Here is a 14,153-nt window from a genome sequence, read left to right on the forward strand (position 1 = left end):
TCCCCAGCGGCGGCGCGCGGTGGGTTGTCCACGGGAGGATCGCGGGACGCCTGCCGGGCGCACGGGGCGGACGAGGATCCGAGGATGCTCCTGCCTCCCTCGACAGATCTCACGCTCATCCGCCGGCGCGAGCGCGACGATCCCCTCGACAGCCGGCGCCTCCGTCGCGCGCTGGAGGACGGGTCGTGGGTGCGCGTGACCGCCGGCGTCTTCGCCCTCAGCTCGGAGTGGGACGCGCTCACCCCCCTGGAGAAGCATCGGGTGCGGGTCCGCGAGGTCGCCGGGCGGATGCGGCGGCCGGCGGTGCTCTCCCACCACGCCGCCGCGGCCTGGTGGGGCATCGACGTCCTCGGCGCGTGGCCGACCGCCGTGGACGTCACGACGCAGGCCGCCGGCGGTCGTTCCACCGGCCTCATCCGCCGGCACACGCGAGATCTCGCGACGCTCGAGACCGTGCCGGCCGGAGCGCATGCCGTCACCTCCCCGGCCCAGACCGCGCTCGACCTCGTCCGGTGCGAGCGATTCCTGCCGGCCGTCGCGATCGCCGATCAGGCGATCTGGGTGAACCGTCGCGGCGGCGCCCTCACGACCATCGATGCACTGTGGGCCCGACTGGATGCCGATCCCGGCCATCGCGGCGACGCGCGGGCGGCGCGGGCCTTCGCCTTCGCGCAGCCGCTGGCGGCGAACGTGCGCGAGTCGCACAGCCGTGTGGTGATCACCCGGCTGGGATTCCCCCACCCTCGGCTGCAGGAACGACGTGTGCTCCCCAGCGGGCGCGTCGCCTACGCCGACCTGTACTTCCCCGAGTACGACCACTGGTGCGAGATCGACGGGAGGGCGAAGTACTCCGATCCGATCTTCCTCGACGGCCGCACGCCGCAGGAGGCCCTCATCGACGAGAAGAACCGCGAGAACGAGATCCGCCGCGTCGTCCGCGCGTTCTCGCGCTGGGAGGCGACGGACGCCGACCACCCGCGTCGCATCTGGGACATCCTCACCTCGGCCGGATTGCCCACGTCGCTGCCTCGCCCGTGACCGCCCGGGCACGCACCGCGACGCCGCGCGCACCGCATCCGCGCCACTTCCGCGCGTTCGCGCCACATCAGAGCGGCGCGGATGCACCGAAGTGGCGCGAACGTGGTGGCCGGCGCGGCAGCGCGGGGCGGGGGCTACCAGCTGGCGGGGAGCGCCTTGCCCTCGTCGTAGCCGGCGGTGGACTGGATGCCGACGCGCGCGCGCTCGGCGAACTCCGGGACGGTGGCGGCACCGGCGTACGTGAAGGCCGAGCGCACTCCCGAGGTGATCATGTCCACGAGATCCTCGACGCCCGGCCGCAGGGGGTCGAGGTAGATCTTCGACGAGGAGATCCCCTCGGCGAACAGCTCCTTGCGGGCCAGCTCGTAGGGGTCCAGCCGGCCGAAGCGCTCGTGCACGGCCTTGGTCGAGGCCATCCCCCACGACTCCTTGTACGCGCGGCCCTGGTCGTCCACGAGCAGTTCGCCGGGGGCCTCGATCGTCCCGGCGAACCACGAGCCGATCATGACGGATGCCGCGCCGGCCGCGAGCGCCAGGGCCACGTCGCGCGGATAGCGCACACCGCCGTCCGCCCACACGTGCGCGCCGAGCTCCCGGGCGGCCTGCGCGGTCTCCAGCACCGCGGAGAACTGCGGGCGCCCCACGGCGGTCATCATGCGCGTCGTGCACATGGCGCCCGGGCCCACGCCGACCTTGAGGATCGAGGCACCGGATTCGACGAGGTCGTGCACCCCTTCTGCCGTGACGATGTTGCCGGCCACCAGCGGGATGCCCAGACCCAGGTCCGCCACGACGCGCAGCGCCCGCAGCATCCCCTCCTGGTGCCCGTGGGCGGTGTCGAGCACGAGCACGTCGACGCCGGCGCCGGCCAGGGCACGCGCCTTGGCCGCGACGTCTCCGTTGATGCCGATGGCGGCGGCGACGGCGAGACGGCCCGATCGGTCGACGGCCGGCGGATACAGCGAGGCGCGCAGCGCGCTGCGTCGTGACAGCGTGCCCACGAGCCGACCGTGTTCGAGCACGCACACCGTCTCGGCCTCGGCGGCCACGAGCAGGTCGAAGGCATGCCGCGCACTGCCGACGTCCTCGGCGTCCAGCGACGCGACCCCTCCGTGGGCCAGGTCGCCCAGGAGCGCGTCCGGCTGCGCGGTGCCGAGCCCCCCGGCCGGCACGACGCTGACGATCTGGTCGATCGTGAGGTGCTCGGCACCGGTGTCGGCCACCACGATCCCGTGCCCCGGTGTGGCCGGGAGGAGACGGCGGGCATCGGCCACCGTCGCGGTGGGCGGCAGGACGAGGGGCGTGTCCCACGGCACGGGCTGGGCCTTGACCCAGCGGATGGCGGCGTCCAGCTCCTGCAGCGGCATGTCCTGCGGCAGCACGCCCAGCCCGCCGCGTCGGGCGAGCGTCGCCGCCAGGCGCGCCCCCGTGACGGAGTTCATGTTCGCCGACACCAGCGGCAGGCGGGCGGGCGTACCGTCTCCCGGGGTCAGGTCCACGTCCAGCCGGCTGGCGACGGAGGAGCGGCGCGGGACGAGGAACACGTCCGCGTAGGTGAGGTCGAGGTCGGGCTGGGCGCCGGAGAACTCCATACCTCCACGCTACCGATCCCCCCGCCGCGCGGCACGGTCCGTCGGCCGGTGGACGGGCCACCGCGCGCCCGGTGAGCTAGGCTGGGGGGCGGTGCGCGGAGGCTGATTTCCGCGCAGCCCACCGATCTTCACCGAGGAAAGCAGGCGATCGACCGTGTCGAGCCAGGTCACAGGCGTCGGTACTTCGAACGAGGGCGAATTCGGGGCCAATGAATGGCTCGTCGATGAGCTCTACGAGCAGTACAAGGTCGATAAGAACTCCGTGGACAAGGCGTGGTGGCCGATCCTCGACGCGTACCACCCCGTCGTCTCCGATGGGGGCGCGAACGGGAACGGCGGAGGCACCGAGCCGAAGCCGGTGACCGCACCGATCCCCGTCGTGGGTGCGCAGCCGGTGGCCCGCACGACCGCGAAGCCCGCGGCGCCGCAGCCGATCCCCGCACAGGCACCCGCCAACGCCCCGGCGTCGGCGGAGCGCCTCGAGGAGGACAAGGTCACGCCGCTGCGCGGCATGCCTAAGACGCTCGCGGCCAACATGGACCAGTCGCTGACCGTCCCCACCGCCACGAGCGTGCGGACCGTGCCGGCGAAGCTGATGATCGACAACCGCATCGTCATCAACAACCACATGTCGCGCACGCGCGGCGGCAAGATCAGCTTCACGCACCTCATCGGATGGGCGATCATCCAGGCGCTGAAGGAATTCCCGAGCCAGAACGTCTTCTACGCGGAGATCGACGGCAAGCCCTCGGTCGTGGCGCCGGCGCACATCAATCTCGGCATCGCGATCGACATCCCCAAGCCCGACGGCACGCGCGCCCTCCTGGTGCCGAGCATCAAGCGCGCCGAGAGCCTCACGTTCGGCGAGTACCTCTCCGCCTACGAAGACCTCGTCCAGCGCGCCCGCGCGAACAAGCTGGGCGCCGCGGACTTCCAGGGCACGACCATCTCCCTCACCAACCCCGGCGGCATCGGGACGGTGCACTCGGTGCCGCGCCTGATGAAGGGGCAGGGATGCATCGTGGGCGCCGGCGCGCTGGAGTACCCGGCGGAGTTCCAGGGCGCCAGCGAGAAGACGCTCAACGAGCTGGCGATCGGCAAGACGATCACCCTGACCAGCACGTACGACCACCGCGTCATCCAGGGCGCCGGCTCGGGCGAGTTCCTCAAGAAGGTCCACGAGCTCCTGACGGGCCAGCGCGGCTTCTACGACGACATCTTCGCGGCGCTGCGCATCCCCTACGCCCCGATCCACTGGGCCGGCGACATCAACGTCGACGTCTCGGAGCGCATCAACAAGACCGCGCGCGTGCACGAGCTGATCAACTCCTTCCGCGTGCGCGGGCACCTGATGGCCGACATCGATCCCCTCGAGTACGTGCAGCGCACGCACCCCGACCTGGAGATCGAGTCGCACGGCCTGACCTTCTGGGATCTGGACCGTGAATTCGTGACGGGCGGGTTCGGCGGCAAGCGCCAGATGAAGCTCCGCGACATCCTCGGCGTGCTGCGCGACTCGTACTGCCGCACGATCGGCATCGAGTACATGCACATCCAGGACCCCACGCAGCGCAAGTGGTTCCAGGACAACGTCGAGGTCAAGTACACCAAGCCCGGTCACGACGAGCAGCTGCGGATCCTGTCCAAGCTCAACGAGGCCGAGGCGTTCGAGACCTTCCTGCAGACCAAGTACGTCGGGCAGAAGCGGTTCAGCCTCGAGGGCGGCGAGTCGCTCATCCCGCTGCTGGACGAGATCCTGCAGGGCGCGGCATCCGCGGGCCTGGACGGCGCGGCGATCGGCATGGCCCACCGCGGGCGCCTGAACGTGCTGACCAACATCGCCGGCAAGACGTACGGGCAGGTGTTCCGCGAGTTCGAGGGCTCGGTCGCCGTGGGCAGCAAGCGCGGCTCGGGCGACGTGAAGTACCACCTCGGCACCGAGGGCACGTTCCTCGCCGACGCCGGCGAGGAACTGCCGGTGTACCTGGCCGCCAACCCCTCGCACCTGGAGACCGTCGACGGCGTGCTGGAGGGCGTGGTCCGCGCCAAGCAGGACCGCAAGCCCATCGGGACGTTCTCGTGGCTGCCGATCCTCGTGCACGGTGACGCCGCGTTCGCCGGGCAGGGCGTCGTCGTGGAGACGCTGCAGATGTCGCAGCTGCGCGGGTACCGCACCGGCGGCACGATCCACGTCGTGGTCAACAACCAGGTCGGCTTCACCACGACCCCCACCGACGCACGCACGTCGGTGTACGCCACGGATGTCGCCAAGACGATCCAGGCGCCCATCTTCCACGTCAACGGGGACGACCCCGAGGCTGTCGTCCGCGTGGCCGAACTGGCGTTCATGTATCGCCAGGAGTTCCACCACGACGTCGTCATCGACCTGGTCTGCTACCGCCGGCGCGGTCACAACGAGGGCGATGACCCCTCGATGACGCAGCCGCTCATGACCAACCTCATCGAGGCCAAGCGCTCGGTGCGCCGCCTCTACACCGAGTCCCTCGTCGGCCGCGGTGACATCACCGAAGAGGAGTACGACCAGGCCAAGCAGGACTTCCAGCGCCGCCTGGAGGTCGCATTCGCCCAGACGCACGAGGCCGAGACGGGCGCCAACCCGATCGTGGATCCGGATGCGTCGGAGGAGCCGGCCAGCGGTGCACCCGACACCACCGGCGTGCCGCGCGAGGTCGTCCACTCCATCGGCGATGCCTTCGTCAACAAGCCCGAGGGCTTCACAGTGCACACCAAGCTGCAGCAGCTGCTGGACAAGCGCCTGGAGATGAGCCGCAGCGGCAACATCGACTGGGGCTTCGGCGAGCTGCTGGCCTTCGGGTCGCTGCTGCTGGAGGGCACCCCGGTGCGCCTGGCCGGTCAGGACTCCCGCCGCGGCACGTTCGTGCAGCGCCACTCGGTGCTCCACGACCGCGAGAACGGCCAGGAGTGGATCCCGCTGACCAACCTCAGCGAGAACCAGGGCCGGTTCTACGTCTACGACTCGCTGCTGAGCGAGTACGCGGCGATGGCCTTCGAGTACGGCTACTCCGTCGAGCGTGCCGACGCGCTGGTGCTGTGGGAGGCGCAGTTCGGCGACTTCGCCAACGGCGCCCAGTCGGTCATCGACGAGTACATCTCCGCCGCCGACCAGAAGTGGGGACAGCAGTCGAGCGTCGTGCTGCTCCTCCCCCACGGCTACGAGGGTCAGGGACCCGATCACTCCTCGGGCCGCATCGAGCGGTACCTGCAGATGTGCGCGCAGGACAACATGACCGTCGCGCGTCCCTCCACCCCCGCGTCGTACTTCCACCTGCTGCGGCGCCAGGCCTACCAGCGTCCGCGCCGTCCGCTCGTGGTCTTCACCCCGAAGGCGATGCTGCGCCTGCGCGGGGCGACGAGCCCTGTGGAGGACTTCCTGACCGGACGGTTCGAGCCGGTGCTCGACGACGACCGGCAGATCGACCGCTCCGCCGTCAAGCGCGTCCTGATGCACGCGGGCAAGATCCACTGGGATCTGCGCGGCGAGCTGGAGAAGAACCCGAACCCCGAGGTCGCCCTCGTGCGCCTCGAGCAGTACTATCCCGCACCCGTCGACGAGCTCAACGCCGTGCTGGAGACCTACCCCAACGCGGAGCTGGTGTGGGTGCAGGACGAGCCGGAGAACCAGGGCGCGTGGCCGTTCATCGCCCTCGAGGTGGTCAAGCACCTGCGCGGACGCACGATCCGTCGCGTCTCGCGCGCGGCAGCGGCGTCGCCGGCGACCGGATCGCCGAAGGTGCACGCCCAGGAGCACGCCGAGCTCATGCGCATGGCGCTGACCCTGTAGGAGTCGGATACCACGAAGGCCCCGGTCTCCCGGGGCCTTCGTCATATCCGTGACCGTGCGACGGCGCGGGGGTCAGTACCAGATGCTGAGGACGGGCGTGACGGCGGGCGCGAAGGCACGCGTCAGCGCAGCCACGCTCACCGCGTCGCCGTCGATCCCACCCGCGGTGGCCAGGGCATCCGGGCGCACGCCGCCGAGCAGGATGGAGGCCAGCGCGCTCGCCCCCAAGGTGACCTCCGGCGCGTCCTCGGTGGGCGTCACGGTGGCGTTGCCGTCCTCCCCGACCGCGACCCGCCACGTCCCCTCGGCGAAGCCGAGCGGATCCTCCACGCGTACCGCGAGGTCCAGCGGGGCGGCGTAGGAGCGGATGCCGAGGGCTCGGGGCACGTCGAGGATCCGCAGCCAGTGGTGGTCGGTGCGCGTCTCGCGGACGGCGCGGTGGTCGGAGAGCATCCACCGGATCGGGGAATCGGCCGGTTGCAGGGTCGCCACGACGGTGCCGACGAGATCGTGCTCGATCGCGAAGCGCCACAGCGCGGCGTACGCGTCGTCGTCCGCGGTGAACAGCCCGCGGATCCTCAACTCCTGCCGCGACCCGTCCTCCCCCTTCTCCGCGACGGAATACACGAGGATGCCGTCGGGCTCGCCCGTGCGCCGATAGGCCACGGCACGGACCTTGCGTGCGTCGTCATCGCCGGGGCGGAGCCCCGACATGCGCCGCCACAGCCCGGGCCAGCCGGCCGCCTCGCCGGGACGCTGCCGCCGCGTGCGCTCGTGGAGCGCCGCGAGCGCGTCGGGCAGCTCGTCCTGGCTCAGGAAGTCCAGACGGCCCTGCGGGCGGCGGCCCGTCCACTGCACGCGCCGGGTGTCGATCGTGAGGTCGGAGGTGAACACCGCCGGCCCGAACCCCCACCGGCCGTAGATCGTCGCCTCCGACACCGTCAGTCCCGCCAGGGCGAAGCCCGCGTCCGCAGCCGTCCGCAGTTCGCCGGTGAGCATCGCGCGCGCGATGCCGCGGCGGCGATGGGTGGGAGCCACCGTGACGCCGCTGATGGCCCACACCGGGACCGTTCGCCCGGGCTCGCTGGTGAGCTCGGTGACCCACGAATCCACCGTCCCGACGGGGACCTCGGGGTGGATCGCGTCGCGGTCGAACACGCCGGTCAGGCGCCGAGGGCTCAGCGCGACACGCGAATCCGCGATCTGCTCTGTGGTCGGCTCGCCGTCCAGGAAGCCGCGCGAGACGGCGGAGTGGAAGACCTCGAAGCCGGGACCGTCGTTCGCGACGAGCGCGTACTCCAGGTTCTCGGCGGCCAGCTGCTCGGCCGAGGTGGGATCGAGCGGAAGCGAGTGGGCGTCGACGTCAGCCATGAGCCCAGCCTAGGGGCCGGGTCCGACACCCGCGCCGGTCAGCGCGTCGTCAGGCGACGGGATCGGCGCGCAGTCGCGCGATCACGAGGTCGCGCAGCTCCTCGGGCGCGCTCTCCTTGCACGCACGTGCCACCACGTCGGTGAGGGTTCGTGCGAAGTGCGCCTCGTCCCGGCACCCGGGGCAGTGGGCGAGGTGTTCGGCGATGTCCTCGGGACTGGTCTTGCAGACCTCGTCGCGCAGGTACTCCTCAAGGTCGCGTCGTGCCTTCTCGCAGCCGCAGTCGCTCATTTCGTCACTCCCGTCGCGGCGGAGATGCCGCGCTCCTTCGCATAGTCCGTCAGCAGTTCACGCAGCATCCGCCTGCCACGGTGCAGGCGGCTCATGACCGTGCCGATCGGTGTCTTCATGATGTCGGCGATCTCCTGGTAGGCGAAGCCCTCGACGTCGGCGAGATACACCGCCAGCCGGAAATCCTCCGGAATCGACTGCAGGGCGTCCTTCACGACGGATGCGGGCATCCGGTCGATCGCCTCCGCCTCGGCCGAGCGTGCGCTCGTGGCCGTGGTCGATTCCGCTCCCCCGAGCTGCCAGTCCTCGAGGTCGTCGATGGTGCCCTGGTAGGGCTCCCGCTGCTTCTTGCGGTAGGTGTTGATGTACGTGTTGGTGAGGATGCGGTACAGCCACGCCTTGAGGTTGGTGCCCTGCGTGAATGTCCCCCACGAGCCGAAGGCCTTCACGAAGGTCTCCTGCACCAGGTCGGCCGCGTCGGCCGGGTTGCGCGTCATGCGCATCGCCGCGGCGTACAGCTGGTCCATGAAGGGGAGCGCCTGCTCTTCGAACTGCTCGCGCGCTTCGACGGTGGCATCGGCCTTGTCGTTCATCACGCGCCAGTCTACGTCCGACGGCGCGGCCACGACCCAGGACTCCGGCCGGGACCTGTCCAGGACAGCGATCATCTGCTCCTCCTTCACTAGGGTGGAACCGATGACCCTCGACGGCTATTCCCCCGCGACCTCCGACACCGCGCCCCGCGGTGGGTGGCTCGCGCCCGTCGCCGACGGGCCGCTGCGTGCGACGGTGGTGGTACCCGGGTCGAAATCGCTCACCAACCGGGAGCTGATCCTCGCCGCGATCGCCGATGGACCCAGCGTCCTGCACGCCCCGCTGCATTCGGACGACTCCGCCCGGATGGTGCGGGCCCTCACGACGCTCGGGGTGAGCGTGGAGAGTGTGGACGACAACGGCGCGAGCGCCGACCTGCGCATCACGCCCGTGGCCCCCTTCCGGGGCAACGTCGAGATCGACTGCGGCCAGGCCGGCACCGTCATGCGCTTCGTCGCGGGGCTGGCGGGCTTCGCCTCGGGCGAGGTGACGATCACCGCGCACGAGAGCGCCCTGCACCGGCCGATGGGATCGCTCATCGCGGCACTGCGCGACGTGGGCCTGGACATCGACGACGGCGGCCACTGGGCGCTCCCCTTCACGGTGCGCGGGCACGGCCACGTGCGCGGGGGCGAGGTCGAGATCGACGCGAGCGCCTCCAGCCAGTTCGTCTCCGGTCTGCTCCTGGCCGCGCCCCGCTTCGACGTGGGCCTGCATCTGCGCCACACCGGGGCGCGCCTGCCCAGCATCCCGCACATCGACATGACGATCGAGTCGCTGGCCCACCGCGGCATCCACGTCGAGCGCCCCGCGCCCGGCGAGTGGATCGTGCCGCCGGGTCCGGTGCGCGGCAAGGACATCGCGATCGAGCCCGACCTCTCCAACGCGGCGCCCTTCCTGGCCGCCGCGATGGTCGCCGGCGGCCAGGTGACGGTGCCGGGGTGGCCGCTGCACTCCACCCAGCCCGGCGCCCTCCTGGTGGAGATCCTCGCCGAGATGGGCGCGAAGGTCGTCCGCCGCTCGACCAACCTCACCGTCACCGCAGGCGAGTCGATCGAGGGCATCGACCTGGACCTGTCGGCGGCGGGAGAGCTGGCCCCCACGCTGTTCGGACTCGCCGCCTTCGCCGAGTCGCCCACGACGCTGTACGGCATCGGCCACATCCGCGGTCACGAGAGCGACCGCATCGCGGCACTGGTGTCGAACCTGCAGGCCCTCGGCGGAGAGGCGCACGAGCTGGAGGACGGCATCCGGATCGTGCCCCGGCCGCTGCACGGCGGGACGTGGCGCACGTATCACGACCACCGCCTGGCCACCACGGGCGCCCTCATCGGGCTGCGGGTCCCGGGGGTCCGGGTGGACGACATCGGCACGACGGCCAAGACGCTGCCGCAGTTCCCGTCGCTGTGGCAGGGGATGCGGGAAGGCGCCGGCCGCTGACGCGGACGAGGACGATGAGCTGGCTCGAGGATTTCGAGGACGACCAGGACGACGGCCCCGACGAGACCGACATCCGCGTCCGGCCCAATCCGAAGGCGAACCGCCCGCGCACCAAGCGCAGGCCCGCGCACGCCGACGCCGTCATCGCGCGTGTCCTGGGAGTGGACCGCGGCCGCTATGCGGTGCTCGTGGACGAGGACGGCCCCCAGGAGCGCCGGATCACCGCGACCCGCGCCCGCGAGCTGCGCAAGCAGGCCATCGTCACGGGCGACCGCGCACGGGTCGTGGGCGACATCTCCGGCGCCGAGGGCACGCTGGCCCGCATCGTCGGCATCGAGGAGCGCACGTCGCTCCTGCGCCGCAGCGCCGATGACACCGACCAGGTGGAGCGGATCATCGTCGCCAACGCCGACCAGATGCTCATCGTCGTCGCCGCGGCCGATCCCGAGCCGCGCGCACGGCTGGTCGACCGGTATCTCGTCGCGGCGCTGGATGCCGGCATCCGCCCGCTGCTCGTGGTCACCAAGACGGATCTGGCCGACCCATCGGCGTTCCTCGCGCACTTCGAGGGCCTGGACCTGGAGGTGTTCACCAGCGCGCCCGACGATGTCCCCCTCGAGCGGATCGGCGAGGCCCTCATCGGGCACTCGACGGTGTTCGTGGGTCACTCCGGCGTCGGCAAGTCGACCCTCGTGAACGCCCTCACCGGATCCGAGCGGGCGATCGGTCACGTCAACGTGGTCACCGGTCGCGGGCGCCACACCTCCTCCTCGACCGTGTCGCTGCGCTATCGCGGCGCCGGCGGCAGCGGATGGGTCATCGACACCCCCGGAGTGCGATCCTTCGGCCTGGGGCACGTGGACCCCGCCAACATCCTGGGTGCCTTCACCGACCTCGCCCTCATCGCGGAGGAGTGCCCACGGGGATGCACGCACCTACCGGATGCCCCGGACTGCGCGATCGTCGAGGCGGTCGCCGAGGGGCGCCTCGGGCCGGGCGGCGCCGCGCGGCTGGATTCGCTGCAGCGGCTGCTGACCACCTTCTCCGACCGTAAGGTGGAGGGGTGAGCACCCTCGAACCCGGAACCGCAGCGCCCGATTTCACGCTTTCCGACCAGGACGACCACCTCGTCTCGTTGCATGACTTCCGGGGCCGCCGCGTCATCGTGTACTTCTACCCGGCAGCCATGACGCCCGGGTGCACGACGCAGGCGTGCGACTTCCGCGACAGCCTCTCCTCCCTGCAGGGCGCCGGGTACACGGTGCTCGGCATCTCCCGCGACCTGCCGGAGAAGCTGCGGGAGTTCCGTGAGCGCGACGGCCTGGCCTTCCCGCTGCTGAGCGACCCCGACCACGCCGTGCACGACGCGTACGGCGCGTGGGGCGAGAAGCAGAATTACGGCAAGACCATCCAGGGCGTGCTGCGCTCGACGTTCGTGATCGACGAGGACGGCACCGTCGAGCACGCGATGGTCAACGTCAAGGCCACCGGCCACGTGGCGCGGCTCCGCAAGCTCCTGGGCATCGACGCCGCCGCCTGAACCATCCGTCAGGTCTGCTCTCCCGCGCGGGCCTGACGCCCGGCCGATCGCACGGTCAGGATCAGCATCACGCCGCACACCAGCGCCGGCGCCGCGATCAGCGCCGCCGTCGCGGGGTTCGCGTTCTCGCCGGTCAGCTCCCCCAGCGCGACGGCGAGGATGAGGGCCTGCGCGACGATGCCGCCGGAGCGGCCCCACGACTGCCCGCGCGCGGTGGCCACGGAGAACGCCGCCACCGCGACCGCCCCGACGAGGGTCAGCGCGGCCAGGGCGATCGCACTGGCGAGGGAGGCGGTGTCACCGGCCATCATCGCCACCACCTGCCACACGACGAGCACGGCGAGCCCGAGCGCTTCGAAGGCGAGGATCGCGGCGGCGATCAGTCGGACCATCATGCGGAACTCCTGGGGATCGGGTGCACGGGGGGACGAAAAGCCTGTCAACCGGCTGGAAAGCTCCCCTTCACCTCTTGATCGGTCCGGGTGCTTATGGGACGATATGTAAAGCCGTGTGCTCCCACAGCGACGTGGGGCGAGCCAGACGCTCGCATCTCCCCACCAGAGTATCGGACACCCGAAGCCGGGCTCTGATCAACCTGATTCCTCTCAAGGAGCACCACCATGGATTGGCGCGACAAAGCTGCCTGCCTGACCGTCGACCCCGAGCTGTTCTTCCCCGTCGGGAACACCGGACCGGCCGTCGACCAGATCGAGAAGGCGAAGTCGGTGTGCGCCCGTTGCACCGTCACCGAGGTGTGCCTGCAGTACGCCCTCGAGTCCGGCCAGGACTCGGGCGTATGGGGTGGGCTGTCCGAGGACGAGCGCCGCGCCCTCAAGCGCCGCGCCGCCCGCGCCCGCCGCGCGTCCTGACGCCGCCGCATCGCATCATCCGCGCCATGCGGACGCTCACGCGTCCGCATGGCGCTGTTGCGTGACGGGCTCAGCCCTCCCCGCGGGCGATGTAGCGCATCGGGATGTCGATGGTCACTTCCGTGCCGCTTCCCACGAGCGTGTGCCAGTCGATCGTGCCGCCGAGCTCGCCCTGGATGAGGGTGCGGACGATCTGCGTGCCCAGTCCCCGTCCCACCTGTCCCTCCGGCAGCCCCACCCCGGTGTCCCGCACACGCACCTCGAGGACGTCGTCGGTGCGCACGGCCGCGATCTCCACGTCGCCCTCCTGCCCGGCGAGGCCGTGCTCGACGGCGTTGGTCACCAGTTCGGTGAGAGCCAGGGCCAGGGGCGTGGCGTACTCGCTGGGGAGCGTGCCGAAGCGCCCGGTGGTGCGTGTCTGGGCCCGCGTGTTGGGCGCGGCGGCGACCTCGGCGACCAGCTTGAGCACGCGGGCGAAGACGTCGTCGAAGTCCACGTTCTGGGCGAGGCCCTCCGAGAGGGTGTCGTGCACGACCGCGATCGCCGACACGCGCCGCATCGCCTGCGTGAGCGCCTCGCGGGCCTCGTCCGAGTGCGTGCGGCGGGCCTGGATGCGCAGCAGGGAGGCGACCGTCTGCAGGTTGTTCTTGACCCGGTGGTGGATCTCGCGGATGGTCGCGTCCTTGGTGATGAGCTCCTGCTCCTGGTGACGGATCTCCGTCACGTCGCGGCACAGCACGATCGCCCCGATCCGCGTCCCCCGCTCGCGCAGCGGGATGGTCCGCAGCGACACCTGCACGCCGCGGGCCTCCAGGTCGGCGCGCCACGGCGCGCGGCCGGTCACCACGAGCGGGAGCGACTCGTCCACCTGACGCTTGGCGGGCAGGATGCGGCTGGTGACCTCCACGAGCGATTCGCCCTCGAGCTCGTCGTCGAAGCCCATCCGGTTGAACGCCGACAGCGCGTTGGGGCTGGCGAAGGTCGCGATCCCGTCGACGTCCAGGCGGATGAGCCCGTCCGAGGCGCGCGGGGCGCCACGGCGCGGCGCGGTGGGGGCGGACAGGTCGGGGAACTCCGCCGTGGAGATCATCCCGAACAGGTCGTCCGCGCAGTCGTTGAAGGTGATCTGCTGGCGCGAGGGGGTGCGGGTCTCCCCCAGGTTGGTGTGGCGGGTCAGGACGCCGACGGTCACCGCCGGCGCGCCGCCCTGGCCGAGCTCCCGCACGATCGGCACGGCTCGCACCCGCGTCGGAGTCTCCTCGAACCAGTCCGGTGACGCCGAGTCCACGATGCGCCCGCTGTGGAAGGCCTCGCGCACCTGGGTGCGCCACTGCGGGCGGACCCGGTCGCCGACGATGTCGCGATAGAAGAGGGTGGCCGCGCCGCTCGGGCGTGCGTGAGCGACGGCGATGAACGAGTCGTCCAGGGTCGGCACCCACACCACGATGTCGGCGAAGGCGAGGTCGGCCAGCAGCTGGCCGTCGCTGACGAGGCGGTGCAGCCAGTCGACGTCGGCCTCCGTGGAGCGGCCCTGGGCGTAGACGAGATCGCTGAGGGTGGACACCTCTCCACCCTATGCGGGCGCGCCGGGACCGCC

General features: G+C 71.2%; 12 protein-coding genes. 6 read left to right on the plus strand and 6 right to left on the minus strand.

What is annotated here, in order from left to right; translation table 11 throughout:
* The first annotated feature begins 84 nt into the window (after window positions 1–84).
* A complete protein-coding gene (locus tag E4V99_RS18575; protein ID WP_245233095.1) occupies window positions 85–1,038 on the plus strand; it encodes a hypothetical protein in 954 nt (317 codons plus the stop codon).
* 134 nt (window positions 1,039–1,172) lie between these two features.
* Here the strand turns inward: E4V99_RS18575 and E4V99_RS01155 are convergent, their stop codons facing one another.
* The gene (locus E4V99_RS01155; RefSeq protein WP_135116106.1) at window positions 1,173–2,630 is read right to left on the minus strand and encodes a GuaB1 family IMP dehydrogenase-related protein; all 1,458 of its coding nucleotides are present in this window, start codon (window positions 2,628–2,630) and stop codon (window positions 1,173–1,175) included.
* A 154-nt stretch (window positions 2,631–2,784) separates the two neighbouring features.
* Here E4V99_RS01155 and E4V99_RS01160 point away from each other — a divergent pair, with 154 nt between their 5' ends.
* Window positions 2,785–6,453, plus strand: coding sequence for a multifunctional oxoglutarate decarboxylase/oxoglutarate dehydrogenase thiamine pyrophosphate-binding subunit/dihydrolipoyllysine-residue succinyltransferase subunit (locus E4V99_RS01160; protein WP_135116109.1), 3,669 nt, complete (start codon window positions 2,785–2,787; stop codon window positions 6,451–6,453).
* Between the two features lie 72 nt (window positions 6,454–6,525).
* Here E4V99_RS01160 and E4V99_RS01165 read toward each other — a convergent pair whose 3' ends face one another.
* Genes E4V99_RS01165 through E4V99_RS01175 form a run of 3 tightly spaced genes read right to left on the minus strand, consistent with a single transcriptional unit; the run spans window position 6,526 to window position 8,706 of the window.
* Entirely contained in the window at window positions 6,526–7,824 is a 1,299-nt protein-coding gene (locus E4V99_RS01165) for a GNAT family N-acetyltransferase (protein WP_135064455.1), read from the minus strand.
* Between the two features lie 49 nt (window positions 7,825–7,873).
* A complete protein-coding gene (locus E4V99_RS01170; protein WP_135064452.1) occupies window positions 7,874–8,113 on the minus strand; it encodes a zf-HC2 domain-containing protein in 240 nt (79 codons plus the stop codon).
* On the minus strand, window positions 8,110–8,706 hold the full coding sequence (locus E4V99_RS01175) for a sigma-70 family RNA polymerase sigma factor (RefSeq protein ID WP_187270401.1): 597 nt from the start codon (window positions 8,704–8,706) through the stop codon (window positions 8,110–8,112). The genes E4V99_RS01170 and E4V99_RS01175 overlap by 4 nt, the downstream gene beginning before the upstream one ends.
* A 103-nt stretch (window positions 8,707–8,809) precedes the next feature.
* On the opposite strand from E4V99_RS01175, the gene aroA reads away from it, so the two are divergent.
* The 3 genes from aroA to bcp are packed head-to-tail and all read left to right on the plus strand — an operon-like array spanning window position 8,810 to window position 11,687.
* A complete protein-coding gene (gene aroA, locus E4V99_RS01180; protein WP_135116113.1) occupies window positions 8,810–10,147 on the plus strand; it encodes a 3-phosphoshikimate 1-carboxyvinyltransferase in 1,338 nt (445 codons plus the stop codon).
* 14 nt (window positions 10,148–10,161) lie between these two features.
* A complete protein-coding gene (rsgA, locus tag E4V99_RS01185; protein ID WP_135064443.1) occupies window positions 10,162–11,214 on the plus strand; it encodes a ribosome small subunit-dependent GTPase A in 1,053 nt (350 codons plus the stop codon).
* The gene (bcp, locus tag E4V99_RS01190) at window positions 11,211–11,687 is read left to right on the plus strand and encodes a thioredoxin-dependent thiol peroxidase (RefSeq protein ID WP_135064440.1); all 477 of its coding nucleotides are present in this window, start codon (window positions 11,211–11,213) and stop codon (window positions 11,685–11,687) included. Before rsgA ends, bcp begins: the two co-directional genes overlap by 4 nt.
* A gap of 8 nt (window positions 11,688–11,695) precedes the next feature.
* Here the strand turns inward: bcp and E4V99_RS01195 are convergent, their stop codons facing one another.
* On the minus strand, window positions 11,696–12,082 hold the full coding sequence (locus E4V99_RS01195) for a histidine kinase (protein WP_135064437.1): 387 nt from the start codon (window positions 12,080–12,082) through the stop codon (window positions 11,696–11,698).
* 225 nt (window positions 12,083–12,307) lie between these two features.
* On the opposite strand from E4V99_RS01195, the gene E4V99_RS01200 reads away from it, so the two are divergent.
* Window positions 12,308–12,556: a WhiB family transcriptional regulator gene (locus E4V99_RS01200; RefSeq protein ID WP_013583608.1), complete on the plus strand. Its 249-nt coding sequence runs from the start codon at window positions 12,308–12,310 to the stop codon at window positions 12,554–12,556.
* Window positions 12,557–12,626: 70 nt separating this feature from the next.
* On the opposite strand, the gene E4V99_RS01205 is transcribed toward E4V99_RS01200, so the two are convergent.
* Window positions 12,627–14,120, minus strand: coding sequence for a PAS domain-containing sensor histidine kinase (locus E4V99_RS01205; protein ID WP_135064434.1), 1,494 nt, complete (start codon window positions 14,118–14,120; stop codon window positions 12,627–12,629).
* Window positions 14,121–14,153 lie beyond the last annotated feature (33 nt).

The organism is Microbacterium sp. dk485 (assembly GCF_004570445.1).
Classification (GTDB): domain Bacteria; phylum Actinomycetota; class Actinomycetes; order Actinomycetales; family Microbacteriaceae; genus Microbacterium; species Microbacterium wangchenii.

What these genes read in the sequence shown, in the direction of transcription:
- E4V99_RS01175 (WP_187270401.1), bottom strand. Translation starts at nt 8,706, where the DNA reads ATGAACGACAAGGCCGATGCCACCGTCGAAGCGCGCGAGCAGTTCGAA.
- E4V99_RS18575 (WP_245233095.1), top strand. Translation starts at nt 85, where the DNA reads ATGCTCCTGCCTCCCTCGACAGATCTCACGCTCATCCGCCGGCGCGAG.
- aroA (WP_135116113.1), top strand. Translation starts at nt 8,810, where the DNA reads ATGACCCTCGACGGCTATTCCCCCGCGACCTCCGACACCGCGCCCCGC.
- E4V99_RS01195 (WP_135064437.1), bottom strand. Translation starts at nt 12,082, where the DNA reads ATGATGGTCCGACTGATCGCCGCCGCGATCCTCGCCTTCGAAGCGCTC.
- E4V99_RS01170 (WP_135064452.1), bottom strand. Translation starts at nt 8,113, where the DNA reads ATGAGCGACTGCGGCTGCGAGAAGGCACGACGCGACCTTGAGGAGTAC.
- E4V99_RS01200 (WP_013583608.1), top strand. Translation starts at nt 12,308, where the DNA reads ATGGATTGGCGCGACAAAGCTGCCTGCCTGACCGTCGACCCCGAGCTG.
- E4V99_RS01155 (WP_135116106.1), bottom strand. Translation starts at nt 2,630, where the DNA reads ATGGAGTTCTCCGGCGCCCAGCCCGACCTCGACCTCACCTACGCGGAC.
- rsgA (WP_135064443.1), top strand. Translation starts at nt 10,162, where the DNA reads ATGAGCTGGCTCGAGGATTTCGAGGACGACCAGGACGACGGCCCCGAC.
- E4V99_RS01165 (WP_135064455.1), bottom strand. Translation starts at nt 7,824, where the DNA reads ATGGCTGACGTCGACGCCCACTCGCTTCCGCTCGATCCCACCTCGGCC.